The organism is Vibrio sp. TRT 21S02 (assembly GCF_050113675.1).
In the GTDB taxonomy this organism is placed as follows: Bacteria; Pseudomonadota; Gammaproteobacteria; order Enterobacterales; family Vibrionaceae; genus Vibrio.
In genome coordinates, this window is the sequence record NZ_JBNJOI010000060.1 from 1 (window position 1) to 1092 (window position 1092).

Below are 1092 nucleotides of genomic sequence, written 5' to 3' on the forward strand. Positions count from 1 at the left end.
ACTTAGTATCAAGTTTGAAGTGCGACACTTTTTACAGATGCGCATGAATATACTCCGTTGGTGTCCTATACCCAAGCCTTTTGCGTGGGCGCGTATTTAATTTGTGTGCAATTTCATTGCAGAGCTTCTGTGTCACGTGTGACATAGAAGTTCGTTTTGGTAAGTATTGTCGTATCAAGCCATTGGTGTTTTCATTAGTCCCTCGCTCCCATGAGTGGTATGGATTTGCAAAGTAAAACAGACAGTTATGGTGTTTTTCTAGTTGTGCGTAACCATGAAATTCAGTGCCATTATCCGCAGTTATCGTCTTAAAAGGTAAGTCAGAGCGGGTCATGATTTTGCTCATTCTTACGTTGAGCGACTCGCTTGTTCTATCGTCCATTTGCCCAATAAAAGTGTAGCCAGTCATTCTGTCGACTAAAGTCACGATACAGTGCTTGGTTCCGCGGCCACCGACGGTATCAATTTCCCAGTGACCAGGCTCTTTTCGATGCTCAGCTTTTGCAGGTCTTTCGGTAATATGACGCTTTGCAGCTAGCCGTCCACGGCTGTCTTTTGAGTTATACCTTTTACGCCTTTTCTTAGTGGATTGGCGTAGGTGCTTCCATAGTGTTCCACCGAGAGTTTTGTCGTTCCAAACGTACTGATAAATGAGCTCGTGGCTCATTGTTGGATAGCCTCTTACCCTCAGGTATCCAACGATTTGGTCAGGAGTCCAATCCAGTCGTAGCAAGGCTTCAGGTAACCTGAAGTCGATTTCGCTGTAGCGCTTATTTCTGCGCGAGCGACTCAGCCGGTTGCGAGCCATTTGTTGGGCTCTCCATGCTTGATAGGAGTACCTTTTAAAGTGTCTGTTGTATCGGGAATTGCGTTCAATTTCTCGATAGATAGTAGCTTTGTGACGACCCAGTTGTTTAGCTATTTTAGCGGTACTAATTCCTTGCTTTCTGAGTGCAGAAATCATATACCTTTCGTTCTCAGTGAGGTGCGTGTATTTCATGTTTTTTACTTCTTGGCGGGAGCAAACTTCATGATTATCGCATCTCACTGTTTTTATGTTCAGAGGTGTCGCACTTCGTACTTGAATCCAAG

1 protein-coding gene is annotated in these 1092 nt (G+C 44.5%); it reads right to left on the minus strand.

Features of this window, described 5'->3' with window-relative positions; genetic code table 11:
• Nucleotides 1–31: 31 nt before the first annotated feature.
• Nucleotides 32–1000, minus strand: coding sequence for an IS30-like element ISVa6 family transposase (locus ACQEXU_RS21915; RefSeq protein WP_427012294.1), 969 nt, complete (start codon nucleotides 998–1000; stop codon nucleotides 32–34).
• Nucleotides 1001–1092: the final 92 nt, after the last annotated feature.

Excerpts from the sequence above, each read along its gene's own strand:
- ACQEXU_RS21915 (WP_427012294.1), bottom strand. The coding sequence starts at position 1,000 with ATGAAATACACGCACCTCACTGAGAACGAAAGGTATATGATTTCTGCA.